This window comes from Sphingomonas sp. (assembly GCF_035944535.1).
GTDB lineage: Bacteria > Pseudomonadota > Alphaproteobacteria > Sphingomonadales > Sphingomonadaceae > Sphingomonas_B.
In genome coordinates this window covers 141480-159955 of sequence record NZ_DASZBC010000014.1, presented here as the reverse complement: position 1 = coordinate 159955, position 18476 = coordinate 141480, and the positions used below count along the sequence as shown (strand labels likewise).

The window sequence follows — 18476 nt, the reverse complement described above, 5'->3', positions numbered from 1 at the left end:
GATGGAGCAAGGTTGGCACCTCGCGCAGATCAATGTCGGACGGCTCACCGCGCCGTCCGGCGATCCGCAAGTGGCCGGCTTCTTCGCCGAGCTTGACCGGATCAATGCGCTGGCCGATGCGAGCCCCGGCTTTGTCTGGCGGCTACAGAGCGACAGCGGCAACGCGACCGATATCCAGGTCACCGACGATCCGCTGTTCATTCTGAACATGTCGGTCTGGACCGACGCCGAAGCCCTGTTCGCCTTCGTGTATCGGAGCGCGCACACGCCGGTCATGGCGCAGCGGCGCGACTGGTTCGGCCGGTTCGACGGCGCCTATCAGGCGCTGTGGTGGATACCCGCCGGCACTATCCCGACGATCGACGAAGGCCTGTCGCGATTGTGGCGGCTGGACCGCTTCGGCCCCTCGCGCGATGCCTTCACCTTCAAGACGCGCTTCCCCTCTCCCAACCAGCCGGGAGCACCCTTCGACATGCAGCCCGACCCATGGTGCGTCGGTCGCGCGTGAGGCGGCTGGGGCGCTGATCCGTTGGCCAGGCTTCCCCTCTTCCCAACTCTGGTCGTCGCGGCAGCCGTGGCGGTGATGATCGGCCTCGGCTTTTGGCAGCTGGATCGCCGCGCGCAGAAGAATGCAGCGCTGGACCGCTATGCAGCTGCGCAGGGCCTGATGCCGATCGCCTGGCCGACGCGCTTCGATCCCGCCCATCCGCCGCTGTTCCGCCGCAGCAAGGTCGATTGCTCGCGCGTGCTGGGCTGGCGCCAGGCAAGTGGCCGCAACGTGAAGGGCGATGCCGGCTGGCTCCACATCGCTACGTGCGAGACGCCGCAGGGAGCAGCGAACATCGCCGCCGGCTGGTCCGCCAGACCCAGCCAGCCCGCATGGGGCGGCGGTATCGTCGTGGGAGTGATCGGGCCGGACAGCGAGCGGACGATCCGGTTGATCGCCGACCGCCCTCCCGCCGGACTGCAACGGGCACGTGCGCCATCGCTGGACGACGTGCCGAACAATCACCTCGCTTACGCGGTGCAATGGTTCTTCTTCGCCTTGGTCGCCGCCGTGATTTACTTTCTCGCGCTGAAGCGGCGGAGCCGATAGAGGCGCGACGATGGATTATGTGAGCACCAGGGGGGCGGCGCCGCGGCTCGACTTCAAGGGCGTGACGCTGGCGGGGCTGGCGAGCGATGGCGGCCTTTACATGCCCGCCAAATGGCCGCGCTTTACGGCGGACGAGATCGCTGCGCTCGCCGGACTCTCCTATGTCGAGACGGCCGTGCGGGTGATGATGCCCTTTATCGGCGATGCGATGGGCGAAGACGAACTGCGCTCGCTCTGCACGCTCGCTTATGGCCGCTTCGCACACCGAGCGGTGACGCCCCTGGTCCAGCTGGACGAACAGCATTGGCTGCTGGAGCTGTTCCATGGTCCAACGCTCGCCTTCAAGGACGTGGCGCTGCAACTGCTCGGGTTGTTGTTCGAACGTCTCCTGAAGGACAGCGACGCGCATCTGACGGTCATCGGCGCCACGTCCGGCGACACCGGCTCCGCGGCCATCGACGCGCTCGCCGGCCGCGCCAAGGTCGACATCTTCATGCTCCACCCGCACGGCCGCGTATCCGACGTGCAGCGGCGGCAGATGACCACGGTCAAGGCGCCCAACGTCCACAACATCGCGATCGAAGGCAATTTCGACGACGCCCAGGCGCTGGTGAAGGCGATGTTCGCCGACAAGGCCTTCGCCGGCCGCTTCACCCTGTCGGCGGTGAACTCGATCAACTGGGCGCGGCTGATGGCCCAGATCGTCTATTATTTCTATGCGGCCGTGCGGCTGGGCGCACCCGAACGGCCGGTCGCCTTTTCGGTGCCGACCGGCAATTTCGGAGACGTGTTCGCGGGCTATGCGGCAGCGAAGATGGGGCTGCCGGTCGCCCGGCTGATCGTTGCCACCAACGTCAACGACATCCTGCACCGGGCGCTGTCGGCCGGCGACTATTCGGCGGGCGAAGTGACGCCGACCGCGGCCCCGTCCATGGACATCCAGGTCAGCTCCAACTTCGAGCGGCTGCTGTTCGACCTCGATCCTGCTGCCGTGCCCGGCCAGATGACCGAGTTCGGGCGCTCCCGCGCGATGCGGCTGACTGGCACGCAGCTGAGCGGCACCGGCGCGATCTTCGGCAGCGCCCGCATCGATCCGGAAGCGATGGCGCTGGCGATGCGCTGGGCTTGCGAAGGATCGGGCCAGGTGCTCGATCCGCACACCGCCATCGGCCTGGCTGCGGCGCGCGGAGCCGAGTTGCCGCCCGGTGTACCGGTCGTGACGCTGGCGACGGCGCATCCGGGCAAGTTCCGTGACGCGGTCGAGCGCGCGACTGGAGTGCGCCCATCGCTTCCGTCCAGGGTCGGCTCGCTGTTCGAGCGGGACGAGCGCTATGATGTGCTGCCGGCACAGCTGAACGCGATCACCAATTACATCACGGAACGCGCGACCCCCACCCGTTCGGGCTGAGCTTGTCGAAGCCCTGCTTTCCTTTACGGGCTTCCAAAGAGAAAAGCAGCCCTTCGACAGGCTCAGGGCAGGCGGAGTTTAGGGTGCGCGATCTCCAGACTTTGGTGGCTGAACCGTGGTCGGATTACGGGCTTGTCGACTCCGGCCACGGCCGCAAGCTCGAGCGCTATGGCCGCTTCCGCTTCATCCGGCCCGAGCCGCAGGCGATGTGGGCGCCGGCGCAGGCGGACTGGAATGCCGACGCGGAGTTCGTGCCCGGATCGGACGAGGAAGGCGGCGGGCGCTGGCGCTTCGACCGGCCGGTGCCGCGCGAAGGCTGGCCGATGCGCTGGGAAGATGTGCGCTTCACCGCGCAGTGCACGCCCTTTCGCCACCTCGGCTTCTTTCCGGACATGGCACCCGTCTGGGCCTGGATGCGCGGCATGGAGCCGAAGAGCGCGATGAACCTGTTCGGCTACACCGGCGTCGGCACGCTCGCGCTCGCGGCGGCGGGCGCCGAAGTGGTGCATGTCGACGCATCGAAGAAATCCGTCGAGGGCGGCCGCGCCAATGCGGCGCTGGCCGGAATGGCTGACCGGCCGATCCGCTGGATCGTCGACGATGCGGCGAAGTTCACAGCACGCGAAGTGCGGCGGGGGCGGCGATATGACGGCATCATCCTCGATCCGCCGAAGTTCGGTCGCGGCCCTGAAGGGGAGGTGTGGAGGCTCGAAGAGAAGCTCGCGCCGCTGCTCGCCGACTGCCGGTGTCTGCTGGATGCGGAGTCCCGCTTCCTGTTCCTGACGGTTTATGCAGTGCGCATGTCGGCGCTGTCGATAGGGCAGCTGGTGCGGGAACTGTTCGCCGACCTGCCCGGACGTGTGGAAATGGGTGAGCTCGCCGTGCGCGAGGAGGCACGCGGGCTGCTGCTGCCCACCGCCATCTGGGCGCGCTGGCGGAACGACGTGGGTTCTGCTATAAGCTCCTGACTTTGCGGGGAGTTTTGCCCTTGAGGCGCTGGCGTGATTTCGGCGCGCTGCTGAGTTTGGCAGCGATTCTCTCATCTTGCGGCGGTGGTGGCGGCTCCCCCGGCGGCAGCGCGGCTGCGCCCAGTCCGGCGCCGGCCTCCAGCGGATCGAGTGCGAGCTGCTCGCTTGACGCGCGGCAGAATTGGGCCGCGAACGTGCTGCAGGAATGGTATCTCTTTCCGGAGACGCTGCCCGCCAGTCTGGCGCCGAGCGGCCAGTCTACCGTTCAGGCCTTTATCGACGCGCTGACCGCAACCGCCCGTTCGCAGGGCAAGGACCGCTTCTTCACCTATCTGACCTCGATCAAGGAAGAAGAGGCCTATTATAACACGGGCAGCACGGCCGGCTTCGGCATCCGCCTGTCGACCGACGCGGCGCAGCGGCGGGCCTTCGTGGCTGAGAGCTTCGAGGGGGCGCCTGCCTTTGCCCACGGACTCGATCGCGGCGACGAGATCCTCGCCATCGGCGAGACGCCGGGGAATCTGCGCCTCGTCTCCGACATCATCGCGGCGGAAGGGACCGGCGGCGTCTCCGCCGCGCTCGGGCCCAGCAATGCCGGCGTGACCCGTACCATCCGCGTCAGCGGCCCCGCAGGCATCCGCGAGGTCACCATGACCAAGGCGGACTATACGCTTCAGCCGGTCTCCAGCCGTTATGGCGCGCGGATCATTGAGGATGGCGGGCGCAAGGTCGGCTATCTTAATCTGCGCACTTTCATCACCACCGCGGACTCGCAGCTGCGCACCGCCTTCGACCAGTTCCGCGCCGCCGGCGTGACCGAGCTGATCGTCGACTTTCGCTACAATGGCGGCGGGCTGGTCTCGACCGCCTATCTGCTGAACGACCTGCTCGGCCGCGCCCGCTTCTCCTCCGAAGTGCAGAGCCGCGTCACCTATCGGCCTGAGAAATCGTCCCGCAACGAGACGCGCTTCTTCCAGCCCCAGGCTCAGTCGATCGCACCGATGAAAGTGGCGTTTATCGGCACCGGAGCTACAGCCTCGGCCAGCGAACTCGTGATCAATGCCCAGATACCCTATCTGGCGCAGAACACGGCGCTCATTGGCAGCAACACCTATGGCAAGCCGGTCGGACAGATCGCCATCGACCGCTCCGCCTGCGACGACCGGCTGCGCGTCGTTGCTTTCTCGACGAAGAACGCGGCCAACTCGGACGCTTATTTCAACGGTCTCGCAGCGACGGTGCCGAACAGCTGCTCAGCAACCGACGACGTGACCTATCCGCTTGGCGATCCGCGCGAGGCTTCGGTGGCACGGGCGCTCGATTTCCTCGCCGGCCGGACCTGCACACCGATCGCGGTAGGCCAGAGCGGCCAGAGCCTCGCCGCGCGCCGCCAGCTGCTGTCGCCAGAAGCGCCAACCACCGCGCAGCGCGAAGTGCCGGGCTTGTTCTAGCCGCTATTCATTCGAACCTATCGTCATCCCCGCGAAAGCGGGGACCCAGCTGTTTTTGTGGTGACTCCTGGGTTCCCGCTTTCGCGGGAATGACGAGAGAGAAGAAAGGTCAGCCGAACAAGGGTAGCAGGTCGGGCTCCAGCTCTTCCTCTGTGACGAAGTTTGACAGGGTAACTCCGACCAGCCTGATGCCTTTTTCAGGTGGCAGGACCGACCGGATCAGCGCCAGGCTCGCTGTGTGCAGTGCTTCGCGGCTCCGCACTGGCGCCGGCTGGGTGCGGCTGCGGGTGATGATCTGGAAGTCGCCATATTTGACCTTCACCGTCACCGTGCGGCCGAAGGATTGCGCCTTTTCGCACCAGGCCCAGACATCGTCCGCCTGACCGAGCACGCCCGCCTCGATGGCGGCAGAATCGGTCAGGTCCTCGTTGAAGGTGGTCTCAGAGCCTGAGGATTTGCGCTCGCGATAGGGGTTCACCTCGCGGTGGTCCTCGCCCCTCGCGATCGCGTGATACCATTCGGCCGAACTGCCGAAGTGCTGCTGCAGGAAGGCAAGCGAGCAGGCGCGCAGGTCGGCGCCCGTTTCGATCCCCAGGCGCTGCATCTTTTTGGCGGTGACCGGCCCCACGCCGTGGAAGCGGCTGACCGGCAGCGTCTCGACCCAGGCTGCGCCCATGTCCGGCGTGACCGCGAACTGGCCGTTCGGCTTGCGGTGATCCGACGCGAGCTTGGCCAGGAACTTGTTATAAGAGATGCCTGCGGACGCGGTGAGGCCGGTCTCTTCCAGGATGCGCGCGCGGATCTCCTTGGCGGTCGCCCAGGCGGTCGGCAGGCCGCGCTTGTTGGCGGTCACGTCCAGATAGGCCTCGTCGAGCGAGAGCGGCTGGATCAGGTCGGTATAGTCGGCGAAGATCGCGTGGATCTGCCGTGAGGCCTCCCGGTAGCGGTCGAAATGGCCGCGCACGAAGATCAGGTCCGGACACTTCCTCAGGGCCGTCACCGACGGCATCGCGGATCGTACACCGAACGCTCGCGCTTCATAGCTGGCGGCCGCCACAACTCCGCGAGGGCTTGGCGAGCCGACCGCCACCGGCTTTCCCTTCAGAGTCGGATCGTCATGCTGCTCCACCGACGCGAAGAAGGCGTCCATGTCGACATGGATGATCTTGCGGGTGGGACTCACCGCGCCAGTCTAGCGTGATGCGAACAGACAGGGAACTAGCGCCAGCGCCAATCCGCGTCGTCGGCGCCAAGGGCAGGAGGCGCGCGGTCCGCCACCATCGGCTTGCCATCGATCATGATCGGCGACCGCACCTGCGCGAGCGTGCCCCCGGCCACATGTGGCGCCTCCAATTCGACCTTGACGCTGCGCGCCTGAACATGCGGGTCCGCGAAAGTGTCCGCGATGTCGTTGATCGGGCCGCCTGGCACGCCTTCGCGCTCGAGGCCAGCGAGCAGCGCGTCGCGCGACATACGCCGGGTGCGTTCCGACAGCAGCGGGATCAGCCGCTCGCGATTGGTGATACGGCCGGCGTTGGTCCTGAAGTCGGGGCTCTCCGCCAGCTCCGGCACGCCAAGCAATGCGGCAAAGCGCGCGAACTGCCCGTCATTGCCGACCGCTACGATCACGCGCCCATCGCTCGTCTCGAACGGCTGATAGGGCACGACATTCGGATGGGTGTTGCCGGTGAGGCCCGGCGCGATGCCGGACACCAGATAGTTCATCGCCTGATTGGCGAGCACGGAGGCTTGCACGTCCAGCAGCGCCATGTCGATCCATGCGCCTTGGCCAGTCTCGTGGCGCCGGTTGACCGCCGCAAGGATGGCCGTCGCGGAATAGACGCCGGTGAACAGGTCGGCGATGGCGACGCCGGCGCGGGTCGGCTCGTCGATACCGGTGATGCTCATCATCCCGCCCATCGCTTGGATCAGATAGTCATAGCCCGCGCGCGGCGCGTAGGGCCCGGTCTGGCCGAAGCCAGTGATCGAGCAGTAGATGAGGCGCGGGTTCAACGCGTTAAGGCTGGCATAATCGAGGCCGTAGCGCTTCAGCCCACCAGTCTTGAAATTCTCGATGACGATATCGGCTTCGGCCGCGAGTTCGCGCACCCGCGCCATGTCGGCATCACTCTCGAAATCGGCAGTGACCGAACGCTTGCCCCGATTGCAGCTATGATAATAGGCGGCAGAGAGCGGCTCGCCATCCGCGCCCTGCACGAAGGGCGGCCCCCACCCGCGCGTGTCGTCGCCCGCGCCGCGCCGCTCGATCTTGATCACGTCGGCGCCCAGATCGGCGAGCAGCTGGCCGGCCCAGGGCCCGGCGAGAATGCGTGCGAGTTCGAGGACGCGAAGGCCGGAAAGGGGTTTTGTCATCGTCATTGCGAGCGCAGCGAAGCAATCCAGAGTCGGTGCTGGATTGCTTCGTCGCTGCGCTCCTCGCAATGACGGTCAGAAGAACGCATTCAGCCCTGTCTGCGCGCGACCGAGGATCAAGGCGTGCACATCATGTGCGCCTTCATAGGTGTTGACCGTTTCCAGGTTCATCACGTGGCGCATCACATGATATTCTTCGGAAATGCCGTTGCCGCCGTGCATGTCGCGGGCAATGCGCGCGATCTCGAGCGCTTTGCCGCAATTGTTGCGCTTCACGAGGCTCACCATTTCCGGCGCAAAGCGGCCTTCGTCCATCAGCCGACCGACGCGCAGCGATGCGTGCAGCCCCAGCGTGATCTCGGTCTGCATGTCAGCCAGCTTCTTCTGGACGAGCTGGGTCTGGGCGAGCGGCCGGCCGAACTGCTTGCGTTCCAGCGTGTAGCTGCGCGCGCGATGCCAGCAATCCTCGGCCGCGCCCATCGCGCCCCAACTGATGCCGTAGCGCGCTCTGTTCAAGCAGCCGAACGGGCCTTTCAGACCCTGCACATTGGGCAGCAGCGCGTCCTCGCCGACTTCGACGCCCTCCATCATCACCATGCCGGTGATCGAGGCACGCAGCGAAAGCTTGCCGTCTATCTTGGGCGCGTCGAGGCCCTTTGCGCCTTTCTCGACTACGAAGCCGCGAATGGCGCCGTCATGCGCGTCCGACTTGGCCCAGATGACGAACACATCGGCGAAGGGCGCGTTCGAGATCCAGGTCTTTGAGCCGGAGATGCGGTAGCCGCCCTCGATCTTTTCCGCCCGCGTCCGCATGCCGCCGGGATCGGAGCCGGCGTCGGGCTCGGTCAGGCCGAAACAGCCCACCCATTCGCCGCTTGCCAGCTTCGGCAGATACTTCCGCCGCTGCTCCTCCGAGCCATAGGCATAGATGGGGTACATGACGAGCGAGCTTTGCACGCTCATCATCGAGCGATAGCCGCTGTCGACCCGCTCGACCTCGCGCGCGACCAGGCCATAGGCGACATAGGACGCGCCTGCGCAGCCATAATCCTCGGGCAGCGTCACGCCGAGCAGGCCCAGCTCGCCCATTTCGTTGAAGATCGTCCGGTCGGTCTTCTCCTCCCGGAAAGCCTCGATCACGCGCGGCAGGAGACGCTCTTGCGCATAGGCGTGCGCGACATCGCGAATCGCCCGCTCCTCGTCCGTCAGCTGGTCTTCCAGCAGCAGGGGATCGTCCCAGCGAAGCGTGGCAAGCGGTTGCGCGGTCATGTGTCGAACTCCTCGCCCGCTCCTCTAACCGTTTGAGCCGCGCCAAGTCGAGGCTTGCGCCTCATGACATTATCGGCGCCCGGCAAAGAATTCACGCAGCAGCGTTCCCGCCTCCGCCTCCCCGATGCCGGCAAAGACTTCAGGCCGGTGGTGGCAGGTCGGCTGGGCGAACACACGCGCGCCGTGCTCGACCGCGCCGCCCTTAGGGTCGGGGGCGCCATAATAGAGGCGGGGGATGCGGGCGAGGGCGATCGCGCCGGCGCACATGGCGCAGGGCTCCAGCGTCACCCACAGTTCGCATTCCTGCAGCCGATCCTCGCCGATCGCCGCAGCGGCGGCACGGATGGCGATCATCTCGGCATGCGCTGTCGGGTCGTGCAGCCGGCGCGGTGCGTTCGCCGCTTCGGCCAGCACTTCGCCGTTGCGGATGATGACGGCTCCCACCGGCACTTCGCCGTCAACTGCGGCTTGCCTGGCAGCGGCCAAGGCGCGCTTCATCGGCTCCGGCAGTGGAAAGGCCATGGTGCGGCGCTTAGGTCAGCGCGCCAGCACGGTCCATAATGCATATGCCGCGCCCGGTAGCCAGGCGAGGCAGGTGAGGGCGGCCGCGATCCAGAAATCGCGGCCCATGCCCCGGTCGAGGTACACGCCCAGGGGCGGCAGCAGCACGGCGCCGGCCACCACCCCCGGGCTCACCCCCTGTCTCACTTGTCCTTGTCTTCCCCGGCGTCCGTCTTGGCAGTGTCGACGTCGATGGTGGGAACCTGGATCGTCTCATTCTTGGTGCCGACATCGACGTCGCCCACGTCCGCATCGACCTTGGGCAGTGCGCCGCCTTCGACCTTCACTTCCGGCATGTCGCCGCCGCGGCCGCTCAGATTGATAAAGCCTGTCGCGACACCCACGATCAGCAACAGCACAATGACGGCAACGATAGTCAGCAACGGACGCATTCTTCTTCTCCCTTGACCCATGTGAATCGCGATAACGTGCCGCGGGCGAAACGGTTGCATCAAGTTGACGGACGCGCCCGCTGCCGCTATGCGCGCCTGCTTTCCGGGCAACCCCGAGCTTTAGAGAGAATCACGCATGTCGCGCATTTGCGAGCTGACCGGCAAGGGCCGGCAGGTGGGTCACAATGTTTCCCACGCCAACAACAAGACCAAGCGCACGTTTCTGCCTAACCTGCAGAACGTCACGCTGATCAGCGACAAGCTGGGCAAGAGCGTCAAACTGCGCGTCTCGACGCACGGCCTGCGTTCGGTCGAGCATGTCGGCGGCCTCGACAATTGGCTGACCAAGACCAGCGAAGACAAGCTCGGGCCAACCGCCCGCAAGCTGAAGCGCGAGCTCGCGAAGCAGCAAGCGGCGGCTTAAGCCGCCCTTTCCTCTCTGCTAGGTTCAAAACCGGCCGGGCTGCTCCCGGCCGGTTTTTGCTGTTGGGAGAGCCGATGAAGACCATCACACTCGCGCGCTCTTGCTGGCCGGACCTGCGCTAGCGGGTACGCGCCAACAGGCGACGGTGATCATGACCGAGCATCCGCAGGGGCGGCAAAACCAGGAAGACTGGGGCTATGCCGATGCGGTCGTCTCCGGCGACATGATCTATCTTTCCGGAGTCGTGGCAGGGCAGCGCGAAGGCGAGACGGTGGAGGCGAGCTACACGCGCACCTTCGAGCGTATTGCCGGCATCCTCGCCCGCGCAGGCGCCAGTTGGGACGATGTGCTGGAAATGACCAGCTACCATACCGATCTGCAGAGCCAGATGCCGGCGATCGTCGCTGTCAAGAAGCGGTTCGTGAAGCCGCCGGCGCTCGCCTGGACCGCAATCGAGATCACCCGCCTGATCCCCGATCGTGGAATCACCGAGATCAAGGTGATCGCACGCAAGAGCAAGTAAACACATGATTCCGCCGAACCTGAACCTCAGCTAACCTGCGCGTTCAGCCTCGGATCACGGCCGTTCAGCCATATCGTCCTCAAGCTCTCAAGGGGCAAGAGGAGACACGTCATGTTGAAGACCATCGGGATCATCGGCGCAGCGCTGACAACGGCCGCAGCGGCGGTTCCGGCCCAGGCCCAGTATTATGGTGACCGCTACGATCGCGGCTATGCCTCGGAACGCTATTATGGCGATCGCTATGATGATCGTTATGAGCGGCGCGACTATCGCCGGGCTGAGCGCCGCGCCTATCGCAACTATGCGCGCCAGGCCGGCTATCGCTGCCGCAGCAACGGCACGGCCGGCACCATCCTCGGTGCAATCGTGGGCGGTCTGCTCGGTGACGCCGCAGTCGGCCGCAGGGGCGACGAGACGGCAGGCGCGATCGTCGGCGCCGGCGCAGGTGCGCTGGCCGGGCGCGCCATCGAACGGAGCGGCAATCGCTGCTGACGCATTTCTCCCCCGGTGGCTTAGCGGGGAGACGGAGGCCGGAGCGGAAACGCTCCGGCCTTTTGCTTATCTAAAGCCGCGATAGAGCAAAGTGACCGAGACGCGGCGATTTCGCGGGTCGGACGGGTCCTTCGAGATGAACGGATCGCGGTCGGCAACGCCTTCGATCCGCTCGAAGCGCCGTTCCGTCACACCGCCCATCGCCAGCTTGCGCCGTGTCGCTTCGGCGCGGCCGCTCGACAGCATCCAGTTGTTCATCGCGCGCGGGTCGCCAAACGGCAGGCTGTCGGTATGGCCACGGATCGAGACCTGGTTCGGCATCGCCGCGACCGCTTGAGCGACGGTGCTCACCAGCTCGGCCGCCTCCGGGTTGAACGCCGTCGTGCCGAGCGCGAACATCGAATAATCGGCATTGTCGATCAGGTCGATGCGCAGTCCTTCGCGGGTGGGCACGAAGCGCACATGGTTGCGTAGCTTCCTGAGCTTCGCCGTCTGCAGCTGAGCGTTCAACTTAGCTTTCACCTTGGCGAATTGCTGCATGTCTTCCTTGCGCAACTGGCTGCCGCCGCCCGCATCCGGACCGCCCTGCGCGTCGAGCGGCACGGTCAGCGCGCGCGTACCGGTCTGGGCCGCCTTGTGCGGATAAGAGTCGCGGTCGGTCAGCGAAGAGCCGCCAAGCAGCCCATTGCTGCCCGCGCTTTCGCGCTTCGTCTCGACCAGGGTCGGAGAGAAATAGTCGGCGATCGACTTGCGCTGCTTCTCCGTGGTGGCGCCCAGCAGCCACATCAGCAGGAAGAAGGCCATCATCGCGGTTACGAAGTCGGCATAGGCGACCTTCCAGGCGCCGCCATGGTGACCATGCTCGCCTTCGACGATCTTCTTGACGATGATCTTGGGCGGCTCGTTGGATCCGGGCCGCGCCGGAATGGTCGCGCGCTTGGCCATCTTACTTGCCGCGCAGGCCGTCGAACACTTCGGCGAAGCTCGGCTGCTTGGCGTGCGCGATGCCAGAGCGCGCGGCCTCGATCACCAGCGGCTGCGGGTGGCCGTGCAGCGACGCGATGATGATCTGCTTGACCGTCTGGTAGATGGCCGCGTCTTCTTCCATGACGTGCTTCAGCCGGCCGGCGAGCGGCGCAACGATGCCGTAAGCGAGCAGCACGCCCAGAAAGGTGCCGACCAGCGCCGACCCGATCATGCCGCCCAGGATCGCCGGCGGCTTGTCGATCGAGCCCATCGTCTTCACCACGCCGAGCACGGCCGCGACGATGCCGAGCGCGGGCAGCGCATCGGCCAGCGTCTGCAGCTGATGGGCCGGGCCCATCGTCTCGTGGTGATGCGTCTTCAGCGAGTTATCGACCACTTCCTCGACCGCATGGACGTCGAGCGTTCCCGACGAGACCACGACCAGCCGCAGCGTGTCGGCGATCAGGTGGATCAGCGCCGAGTCCTTCAGCAGCTTCGGATATTCGGCGAAGATGGCGCTCGATTTCGGGTCCTCGACATGCGGCTCAAGCGCGATCGGACCTTCGACGCGCAGCATCTTCATCAGCCGCGAGACGAGAAAGATGACGTCGAGGAAATCCTGCTTGGTGTAGGTCGGGCCCTTGAACGCCTTGCCGAGGCCACCGCCGAGCGCCTTCAGCTGCTTGCCGCTGTTGCCGATGATGAGCGCACCGACCGCGGCGCCGCCGATGATCAGCATCTCGTGCGGCAGCGCATGCAGCACGGGCCCCAGCGCGCCGCCAGTGATGGCGAACCCGCCGAACACCATGGCGATGAGGACGACCAGACCGATTACAGGAAACATCGGGCTTTCGCCGCCTCCACTTGCACGCTTTCGCGGACCCGCCCGCGCTCGATCCCTAAGACGGCATTAGCCGTGCAATCTTGAGGAAGAATGTTGGTTAAAGCGGCGGTAAGGTACGGAAAAATCGAAGAAGACCGGGGCGTCATCCCTAACTCGTTTCGCGATAAGGGTAGGGCCGCGGGATGCGTGCGGGCCAGCGCCGAAAGATGCGTCACGTGGACACCCTATTCCCGAAACAAGTTCGGGATGACGTGAAGTGCGCGTCAGCGCAGATAGTCGAACAGGCTGAGCTGGCTAAGCTTTGAGAAGCTCGCCTGGGTCGCTTGCAGCGCCAGCATCGTCTTCTGCAGCTCGATGACCGTGGACTGGATGTCGGTGCCTTCAAGGCCCGCCCGTTCCAGGTCATTGTCGGTCTTCGCCTGGGCAAGCCGTTCCGCTTCGATGTCGAGCCGCGCGGCGCGCGCGCCGATCGAGGCTCGCCCGGCATAGATTTTCTCGGAGGCTTTGGTGAGCCCCTCGGTGCCGGTTGCCAGCGCCTGCTTGAGCGCCGCCTTGTCAGCGCTGCCGCCTGGCGCGAGCGCCTTGGCGAGGTCGCCGACGATCTTGAACATGTCGCTGGCGGCACCACCGACCGTCACGCCTTCGAACAGGCGCGGGCCGCTTTCGGTCGCCTGGATCGAAACGCCAGCACCGATCGGCACGGGCGGGGCCTCGCCGGTGCCCGCAAAGGCGATGCTGCCGTCATTCGCCCGCACATAGGGCTGCCCCGTCGCGCTGCCCCCGAACAGCGCCTCGCCGCGCAAGTCGGTCGAGTTGGCAAGGCTCAGCAGATCCTCGAGGATAGCCTCCAGTTCCTTGCCGATCGCGGCGCGATTGCTGTCGTTCAGCGTGTCTGTGTTGGCGCGGACCGCAAGCTCCTGCGCGCGCTGGAGATTGTTGGCAATGCTTTCCAGCGCGTTGTCCGACTGGGCGAGCAGCGACTGGGCGAGCTTCACGTTCGACGCGAACTGGGTTTGATCGGCCTGGGTGATGCTGAGCCGCGCCAGGCGGCCGGCAGTGACCGGGTCCTCCGACGGCGCGGACATACGCTTGCCGGTCGCGATCTGCTCCTGCAGCCGAGCGGCATTGCCGTTGAGCGCGCCCATCTGGCGATTGCGCGAGTCGAAGAAATATCCGGTGCCGATCTGCATGGCTTAGCCTACTGCCTGGAGGAGCGAGTCGAACGTGTCCCGCGCGACCTGGATAATCCGGCTCGATGCCGAATAGGCCTGTTGGAAGCGCATCAGTTCGACCGCCTCATTGTCGAGATTGACGCCGGAAATCGCGTCGCGAGCGGCAAGGGCGCCTTCAAGGATCACGCCCTGCGCCTCCGCCACCTGCTTTTTCGCGGCAAGCGCCGAAGCATTGGCGTTGAACAAATCATTGGCCTGGCCTTCGTAACGCGCTCCGGTGCGGAGCGCCGCAAAGCCGGCGAGATTGCCATTGTCGCGGCTGCCGGGACGGGTTGCCGCCACCGTGAAGCTGTCCCCATCTGCTGGCGTACCGGACAGGGTCAGGGAGAGACCGGCGATGGTGACGGGCGTGCCGGCGGTGAACGCGGCCGTGCCGATCACGTTGTTGGTGACCGGATCGATCGCGGTCAGCACGCCGCCGCTGACCGTGATGCGGGTGGAGGCAAGCGGCGAGCCGCTGGTGGCCGTTGCTGCCTGAAGCGCGGCGCTGCCGGCATTGCTTGCGCCGCCGGTGACCGTCCACGGGCGGGCGGCGGCGATCTGACGCGCCCCCAGCGGGTTCACCGCCAGCATCCCGCCGCCGGCGCTCGCGTCGAACAAGGCGGCGCCCGCGGCACCGTTCAGGTCGATACCTGCCGCCTGGACCTGGTTGACGCCCTCCGCGACCGCCGTCGCCAAGGTCGCGATCTGCGCGCGCATGTCGACAACGCGGGCGCTGGCTTCCGCCAAGCCGCCGATGGCGCCGCCGCGAAAGGCGAAAGCTTCTGGCGCATAGACCGGGTCGAAGACCAGGCCGAGCGTACCGGACGCGTTGAACTCCGCGCCGATCTTGCGTGTTGCCGATCCCGCGACGAGCACCGGGCCGGTGCTGTCGTTGATGCGGACGGTCGCCACGCCGCGGTCATCGAGGCTGACGTGGATGGAGCCCAGCGCGCTCAGCTCGTCGATCATGCGGTCGCGCTGATCGAGCAACTGCGCCTGCTCGTTGCTGCCTGCCCGCACTTTCGCGAGACCGACATTGGCCTCGGCAAGCCCCGCGGCGAAGCCGCTCAGCCGCTCCACGGCCTGCATCGCGGAGGCGCGAAGATCGGCGTCGATCGTCGCCAGCCCGGTGGCGGTGGCGGTGAAGGCAGCAGCGACGCCGCCGGCCGCATCGATCATGGCCGTGCGCGGCGCGATGCCGGTCGGGTCGGCGGCGATGCCTTCCGCCGCGTTGAAGAAGCGTGTCAGCGAGCCGCCGATGTCGGTGCCGCCGAGCAGCTTTTCCATCCGGTCGAGCCACACCATGGTCTCGCCGGTCCGGCCCGCTTCCGAGGTGCCGGTGCGCACGTCGGCGGCGCGGAAATCGTCCCACTGCCGTCCGACGCCGCCAGCGATCACGCCCTGGCCGATATTGAGGTTGTTGAGAAGGATGTAGGACCCGGCGCCCGCAGAGGCTTCGGTCAGCACCGGATTGCGCCGGACATAGCCTTTGGTCGTCGCATTGGCGATATTCTCACCGACGACGTTCATCGCCAGCTGATAGGCACGCACGCCGCTGGCGCCGAGCGAGAGCAGGTCGCTCATTTGGGCTCATCCCCTTTCAGGTCCGGGCGGTTCTGCGCCAGGAAGTCGGCAAGCGCCTTGCCGATGCCCATCGGGGTATGAACGGAAATGGTTTCCGCAAGCTTAGCATCCTGCATGTCGCGGAACTGGTCGAGCGCTTCGCTGTCGAACAGCCCGTCGTCCAGCTTCGCCGCGCGGGCGGATTTGAGCATCTGGTGGATGAACAAAGCCTCGAACTTGGCTGCCGCCTTTTCGAGATTCTCCTTGGTCGCCAGCCGACTGGTGTCGGCGGCGACGCTGGGGCTGCCGGCGATCGGCGCCTGGAGGGGCGGCAGCGCGCTCACAGGACGATCAGCTCCGCCTTGAGCGCGCCCGCTTCCTTCAGCGCTTCCAATATCGCGACCAGGTCGGCGGGCGTGGCGCCGATGCCGTTCACCGCCTTGACGATATCGGCGAGCTTCGGACCCGGATCCAGCATGAACATGGGGTTGGCCTGTTCCTCGACCTGGACATTGCTGCGCTGCTCGACGGCGGTCTGGCCGTTGGAGAAGGGGGCCGGCTGCGAGACACGGGGCGCTTCGTCGACGCGGACAGTTAGGCGGCCATGGGTCACGGCAACGGGGCTGACCCGCACGGCCGAGTTGATCACGACGGTGCCCGTCCTGGCATTGACGATCACCCGCGCCGCCGCTTCGGCGGCGACGACATTCAGGTTCTGCACTTCGCTCATCAGCGCCGTGCGCACTTCCGCGCCCTGGGGAGCCTTGATCGCCACGGAGACAGCATCGAGCGAACGCGCCGTGCCCGCGCCGAAGCGCTTGTTGATCGCCTCGGCGACGCGCTCGGCTGTCGTGAAGTCGGCCTTGGCCAGGTTGAAGCGCAGATCTTCGCTCGTCGCGAAGCCGGTGTCCACGGCGCGCTCGACCGTCGCACCGTCCGGTATCCGGCCGGAGCTCGGCACGTTGACCGTCAGCTTGGAGCCGTCGGCGCCTTCGACCCCCAGGCCACCGACCGCGAGCGAGCCCTGAGCCATCGCATAGATGTTGCCGTCAGCGCCTTGGAGCGGGACCAGCAACAGGCTGCCGCCGCGCAGGGACTTGGCCTTGCCGATCGCGGCGACAGTGACGTCGATCCGCTGGCCCGGCTTGGCGAATGCAGGCAGTTCGGCGGTGACCATCACCGCCGCGGCGTTCTTCAGGCCCGGATTGATGCCCGCCGGCAGGTTGATGCCGAAGCGCGAGGTCACGCCCTTCATCGACTGCACGGTATATTCCAGATTGTCGTCACCCGTGCCAGCCAGCCCAACCACGATGCCATAGCCGACCAGCTGGTTCGGACGGACACCCGCGAAGGAGCCCAGGTCCTTGATCCGCTCGGCGGAAGCCGGCGCGGCGATCAGGGCGAGGAGCGCGATCAGGAAGCGGATCATCAGAAGGGACTCACGAGCGAGAAGAAGCGCTGCAGCCAGCCCGGCCGGCTCTGCCGGTGAAGGTCGCCGCGGCCGGTGTAGGTGATGCGAGCATCCGCCACGCGCGTGGAGGGCACGCGATTGTTGAAGTCGATGTCCGCGATCCGGATGATGCCCGAGATCTGCACCCATTCGTCGCCGCGGTTGAGAGTCAAGCGCTTCTGCCCGCGCACCAGCATGGTGCCGTTGGGGAAGACTTCCGCGACGGTGACGCTGACTTCGCCGGACAGGCTGTTCGACTGGGTGGCGGTGCCGTTGCCGTTGAACTTCTGCGTGCCCGACGCGGCGGCCTCGGCCGGGTCGAACAGCGACAGGGGGCCGACGCTCGGCGGGGTCAGGCCGATATTGCCGTCGCGGCCTGACTTGGACGAGACGTCCTTTTGCGCGACCGTCCGCTCGGTCAGCACGATCGTCAGCGGATCGCCGACGCGGCGCGCGCGGGGCCCTTCGACCAACGCGGCATAACCCTGGCTGGCCTGGAAGATGGAGCCGTTCGCGGGAGGCGGCGGCGCCAGCGCCGGGGCGACGGGCGCGTAATCCACCTTCGGCTCCTTCTTGGCGAAAGCGGGGGTGGCGAACAGAACAAGGAGTGCCCCGGCGAAGGCCGGGATCCAGCTGCGCCGAACTGGACCCCGGCCTGCGCCGGGGAACGGGGTCCGCGCCATCACCTTAGAGGTTCTGGTTGGCATATTGCAGCATCTGGTCGGTGGCCGAGATCATCTTCGAGTTGACCTCATAGGCGCGCTGGGTCTCGATCATGTCGACGAGTTCTTCGACGACATTGACGTTGGAGCCTTCGAGCATGCCCTGGCGAATGCTGCCGCGCCCTTCCAGGCCAGCGACGCCAAGATTTGCGGCACCGCTGGCGGCCGTTTCGATCAGGAAGTTGCCGCCCATCGGCTGCAGGCCGGCCGGGTTCTGGAAGGTCGCGACCTGGAGCTGGCCCACCTCGGTCGGCGCGGTCTGCCCCTGCACCTGCGCGGACACGGTGCCGTCCACGCCGATCGTGATCTGGGTCGTGCCCTCCGGGATGGTGATGCCCGGCTGCACCTGATAGCCCTCGCTGGTGACCATCAGGCCTTCGGGCGAGCGGGTGAAGTTGCCGGAACGCGTATAGCCGATCTGGCCGCCGGGCAGCTGGACCTGGAAATAGCCGTTGCCGTCCAGAGCCAGGTCGAGCGAGTTGCCCGTGGTCTGAAGCGAGCCTTGGGTTTCGATGCGAGCCGTGCCTTGGATGCGAACGCCGGTGCCGAGGTTGAGCCCCGTCGCATATTTGGTTTCGGACGTGCTCGGCGCGCCATTGGCGGTGACCGTCTGATAGGCAAGCGTCTCGAACGCGGCACGGTCGCGCTTGAACCCGGTCGTGTTGACGTTCGCCAGGTTGTTGGAGATCACGCGCATCCGCTCATTCTGAGCGTCCAGGCCCGTGCGGGCGATGTGCATCGCGGCGGTGGTCATTTCATC

Annotated in this window: 22 protein-coding genes; 8 read left to right on the top strand and 14 right to left on the bottom strand. The window is 66.2% G+C overall.

The features are described from left to right. Nucleotide 1 precedes the first annotated feature (1 nt). From VGT77_RS13770 to VGT77_RS13750, 5 genes are all read left to right on the top strand, one after another. Nucleotides 2–508 carry a DUF3291 domain-containing protein gene (locus VGT77_RS13770; protein ID WP_327463544.1) on the top strand — a complete coding sequence of 169 codons (507 nt, stop codon included), beginning with the start codon at nt 2–4 and terminating at the stop codon, nt 506–508. A gap of 21 nt (nt 509–529) precedes the next feature. Further along, nucleotides 530–1096, top strand: a complete 567-nt coding sequence (locus VGT77_RS13765; protein ID WP_327463542.1) for an SURF1 family cytochrome oxidase biogenesis protein — start codon at nt 530–532, stop codon at nt 1094–1096. 10 nt (nt 1097–1106) lie between these two features. Then, nucleotides 1107–2504 carry a threonine synthase gene (gene thrC, locus VGT77_RS13760; RefSeq protein ID WP_327463540.1) on the top strand — a complete coding sequence of 466 codons (1398 nt, stop codon included), beginning with the start codon at nt 1107–1109 and terminating at the stop codon, nt 2502–2504. An 83-nt stretch (nt 2505–2587) separates the two neighbouring features. Then, complete coding sequence (locus tag VGT77_RS13755; protein ID WP_327463538.1) at nt 2588–3472, top strand: class I SAM-dependent methyltransferase; 885 nt, start codon at nt 2588–2590, stop codon at nt 3470–3472. 20 nt (nt 3473–3492) lie between these two features. Further along, nucleotides 3493–4923: a S41 family peptidase gene (locus tag VGT77_RS13750; protein WP_327463536.1), complete on the top strand. Its 1431-nt coding sequence runs from the start codon at nt 3493–3495 to the stop codon at nt 4921–4923. A 109-nt stretch (nt 4924–5032) separates the two neighbouring features. On the opposite strand, the gene dinB is transcribed toward VGT77_RS13750, so the two are convergent. The 6 genes from dinB to VGT77_RS13720 all read right to left on the bottom strand — a co-directional run bounded on the left by dinB (nt 5033) and on the right by VGT77_RS13720 (nt 9518). Continuing rightward, a complete protein-coding gene (gene dinB / locus VGT77_RS13745; RefSeq protein WP_327463534.1) occupies nt 5033–6106 on the bottom strand; it encodes a DNA polymerase IV in 1074 nt (357 codons plus the stop codon). Nucleotides 6107–6141: 35 nt separating this feature from the next. Next, nucleotides 6142–7296 carry a CaiB/BaiF CoA-transferase family protein gene (locus tag VGT77_RS13740; protein ID WP_327463997.1) on the bottom strand — a complete coding sequence of 385 codons (1155 nt, stop codon included), beginning with the start codon at nt 7294–7296 and terminating at the stop codon, nt 6142–6144. 75 nt (nt 7297–7371) lie between these two features. Further along, the gene (locus VGT77_RS13735; protein ID WP_327463532.1) at nt 7372–8565 is read right to left on the bottom strand and encodes an acyl-CoA dehydrogenase; all 1194 of its coding nucleotides are present in this window, start codon (nt 8563–8565) and stop codon (nt 7372–7374) included. A gap of 69 nt (nt 8566–8634) precedes the next feature. Further along, the gene (locus VGT77_RS13730) at nt 8635–9063 is read right to left on the bottom strand and encodes a nucleoside deaminase (RefSeq protein WP_414713420.1); all 429 of its coding nucleotides are present in this window, start codon (nt 9061–9063) and stop codon (nt 8635–8637) included. Between the two features lie 39 nt (nt 9064–9102). Continuing rightward, on the bottom strand, nt 9103–9273 hold the full coding sequence (locus VGT77_RS13725; protein WP_327463528.1) for a YqaE/Pmp3 family membrane protein: 171 nt from the start codon (nt 9271–9273) through the stop codon (nt 9103–9105). Next, nucleotides 9270–9518, bottom strand: coding sequence for a hypothetical protein (locus VGT77_RS13720; protein ID WP_327463526.1), 249 nt, complete (start codon nt 9516–9518; stop codon nt 9270–9272). The genes VGT77_RS13725 and VGT77_RS13720 overlap by 4 nt, the downstream gene beginning before the upstream one ends. 136 nt (nt 9519–9654) lie before the next feature. Between VGT77_RS13720 and rpmB the strand changes: the two genes are divergently transcribed. The 3 genes from rpmB (at nt 9655) to VGT77_RS13705 (ending at nt 10957) form a co-directional block, all read left to right on the top strand. Next, nucleotides 9655–9942 carry a 50S ribosomal protein L28 gene (gene rpmB, locus VGT77_RS13715; protein WP_327463524.1) on the top strand — a complete coding sequence of 96 codons (288 nt, stop codon included), beginning with the start codon at nt 9655–9657 and terminating at the stop codon, nt 9940–9942. Nucleotides 9943–10093: 151 nt separating this feature from the next. Further along, complete coding sequence (locus VGT77_RS13710; protein WP_327463522.1) at nt 10094–10465, top strand: RidA family protein; 372 nt, start codon at nt 10094–10096, stop codon at nt 10463–10465. 111 nt (nt 10466–10576) lie between these two features. Continuing rightward, nucleotides 10577–10957, top strand: coding sequence for a glycine zipper 2TM domain-containing protein (locus VGT77_RS13705; RefSeq protein WP_327463520.1), 381 nt, complete (start codon nt 10577–10579; stop codon nt 10955–10957). Between the two features lie 66 nt (nt 10958–11023). On the opposite strand, the gene VGT77_RS13700 is transcribed toward VGT77_RS13705, so the two are convergent. The 8 genes from VGT77_RS13700 to flgG all read right to left on the bottom strand — a co-directional run bounded on the left by VGT77_RS13700 (nt 11024) and on the right by flgG (nt 18470). Continuing rightward, nucleotides 11024–11902, bottom strand: a complete 879-nt coding sequence (locus VGT77_RS13700; protein WP_327463518.1) for a flagellar motor protein MotB — start codon at nt 11900–11902, stop codon at nt 11024–11026. Nucleotide 11903: 1 nt separating this feature from the next. Next, on the bottom strand, nt 11904–12767 hold the full coding sequence (gene motA / locus VGT77_RS13695; protein ID WP_327463516.1) for a flagellar motor stator protein MotA: 864 nt from the start codon (nt 12765–12767) through the stop codon (nt 11904–11906). 263 nt (nt 12768–13030) lie between these two features. Further along, nucleotides 13031–13957, bottom strand: coding sequence for a flagellar hook-associated protein FlgL (gene flgL, locus VGT77_RS13690; protein ID WP_327463514.1), 927 nt, complete (start codon nt 13955–13957; stop codon nt 13031–13033). Between the two features lie 3 nt (nt 13958–13960). Continuing rightward, nucleotides 13961–15565 carry a flagellar hook-associated protein FlgK gene (locus tag VGT77_RS13685; RefSeq protein ID WP_327463512.1) on the bottom strand — a complete coding sequence of 535 codons (1605 nt, stop codon included), beginning with the start codon at nt 15563–15565 and terminating at the stop codon, nt 13961–13963. Then, nucleotides 15562–15888 carry a rod-binding protein gene (locus VGT77_RS13680; protein WP_327463510.1) on the bottom strand — a complete coding sequence of 109 codons (327 nt, stop codon included), beginning with the start codon at nt 15886–15888 and terminating at the stop codon, nt 15562–15564. Before VGT77_RS13680 ends, VGT77_RS13685 begins: the two co-directional genes overlap by 4 nt. After that, on the bottom strand, nt 15885–16973 hold the full coding sequence (locus tag VGT77_RS13675) for a flagellar basal body P-ring protein FlgI (protein ID WP_327463508.1): 1089 nt from the start codon (nt 16971–16973) through the stop codon (nt 15885–15887). Before VGT77_RS13675 ends, VGT77_RS13680 begins: the two co-directional genes overlap by 4 nt. Continuing rightward, nucleotides 16973–17677, bottom strand: coding sequence for a flagellar basal body L-ring protein FlgH (locus VGT77_RS13670; protein ID WP_327463506.1), 705 nt, complete (start codon nt 17675–17677; stop codon nt 16973–16975). Before VGT77_RS13670 ends, VGT77_RS13675 begins: the two co-directional genes overlap by 1 nt. 4 nt (nt 17678–17681) lie before the next feature. Next, nucleotides 17682–18470 carry a flagellar basal-body rod protein FlgG gene (gene flgG, locus VGT77_RS13665; RefSeq protein ID WP_327463504.1) on the bottom strand — a complete coding sequence of 263 codons (789 nt, stop codon included), beginning with the start codon at nt 18468–18470 and terminating at the stop codon, nt 17682–17684. Between the last annotated feature and the right edge of the window lie 6 nt (nt 18471–18476).

What these genes read in the sequence shown, in the direction of transcription:
- VGT77_RS13685 (WP_327463512.1), bottom strand. Translation starts at nt 15,565, where the DNA reads ATGAGCGACCTGCTCTCGCTCGGCGCCAGCGGCGTGCGTGCCTATCAG.
- flgL (WP_327463514.1), bottom strand. Translation starts at nt 13,957, where the DNA reads ATGCAGATCGGCACCGGATATTTCTTCGACTCGCGCAATCGCCAGATG.
- motA (WP_327463516.1), bottom strand. Translation starts at nt 12,767, where the DNA reads ATGTTTCCTGTAATCGGTCTGGTCGTCCTCATCGCCATGGTGTTCGGC.
- VGT77_RS13675 (WP_327463508.1), bottom strand. Translation starts at nt 16,973, where the DNA reads ATGATCCGCTTCCTGATCGCGCTCCTCGCCCTGATCGCCGCGCCGGCT.
- VGT77_RS13705 (WP_327463520.1), top strand. Translation starts at nt 10,577, where the DNA reads ATGTTGAAGACCATCGGGATCATCGGCGCAGCGCTGACAACGGCCGCA.
- VGT77_RS13740 (WP_327463997.1), bottom strand. Translation starts at nt 7,296, where the DNA reads ATGACAAAACCCCTTTCCGGCCTTCGCGTCCTCGAACTCGCACGCATT.
- rpmB (WP_327463524.1), top strand. Translation starts at nt 9,655, where the DNA reads ATGTCGCGCATTTGCGAGCTGACCGGCAAGGGCCGGCAGGTGGGTCAC.
- VGT77_RS13770 (WP_327463544.1), top strand. Translation starts at nt 2, where the DNA reads ATGGAGCAAGGTTGGCACCTCGCGCAGATCAATGTCGGACGGCTCACC.
- VGT77_RS13670 (WP_327463506.1), bottom strand. Translation starts at nt 17,677, where the DNA reads ATGGCGCGGACCCCGTTCCCCGGCGCAGGCCGGGGTCCAGTTCGGCGC.
- flgG (WP_327463504.1), bottom strand. Translation starts at nt 18,470, where the DNA reads ATGACCACCGCCGCGATGCACATCGCCCGCACGGGCCTGGACGCTCAG.
- VGT77_RS13710 (WP_327463522.1), top strand. Translation starts at nt 10,094, where the DNA reads ATGACCGAGCATCCGCAGGGGCGGCAAAACCAGGAAGACTGGGGCTAT.
- VGT77_RS13720 (WP_327463526.1), bottom strand. Translation starts at nt 9,518, where the DNA reads ATGCGTCCGTTGCTGACTATCGTTGCCGTCATTGTGCTGTTGCTGATC.
- VGT77_RS13700 (WP_327463518.1), bottom strand. Translation starts at nt 11,902, where the DNA reads ATGGCCAAGCGCGCGACCATTCCGGCGCGGCCCGGATCCAACGAGCCG.
- VGT77_RS13735 (WP_327463532.1), bottom strand. Translation starts at nt 8,565, where the DNA reads ATGACCGCGCAACCGCTTGCCACGCTTCGCTGGGACGATCCCCTGCTG.
- VGT77_RS13730 (WP_414713420.1), bottom strand. Translation starts at nt 9,063, where the DNA reads ATGAAGCGCGCCTTGGCCGCTGCCAGGCAAGCCGCAGTTGACGGCGAA.
- thrC (WP_327463540.1), top strand. Translation starts at nt 1,107, where the DNA reads ATGGATTATGTGAGCACCAGGGGGGCGGCGCCGCGGCTCGACTTCAAG.